The organism is Streptomyces milbemycinicus, from assembly GCF_002154605.1.
Lineage (GTDB): Bacteria > Actinomycetota > Actinomycetes > Streptomycetales > Streptomycetaceae > Streptomyces > Streptomyces milbemycinicus.
Genome location: NZ_MUNE01000225.1, coordinates 1 through 251, shown reverse-complemented (window position 1 = coordinate 251; position 251 = coordinate 1). Strand labels below are relative to the sequence as shown.

Annotated in this window: 1 protein-coding gene; it reads left to right on the top strand. The window is 64.5% G+C overall.

The features are described from left to right. Positions 1 to 126 precede the first annotated feature (126 nt). Positions 127 to 210, top strand: a complete 84-nt coding sequence (locus CCN51_RS59660; protein ID WP_309471194.1) for a putative leader peptide — start codon at positions 127 to 129, stop codon at positions 208 to 210. Positions 211 to 251: the final 41 nt, after the last annotated feature.

Here is a 251-nt window from a genome sequence, read left to right as displayed (position 1 = left end):
CGGCCGCCCGGATCGCAAGTCACGCGACAGGTGACCAAGGACACAGCATCTCACGATGCGGGACATTGTTGTCCGAATATTGGATAATGGTGGACTGCCCCGAGACCCCCATGCCACGCTTCCCTCATGTCTCGAGCTGGAATTGCCTTGGTGAGTCGGCGCCACGTCGATCTCGGCCGCATGTCCAGCGCGATCTGTCCAGCCGGCTGAGGCTGTACCCCTAGGCGGGCCCCGACCCCGGAGCGCACCGC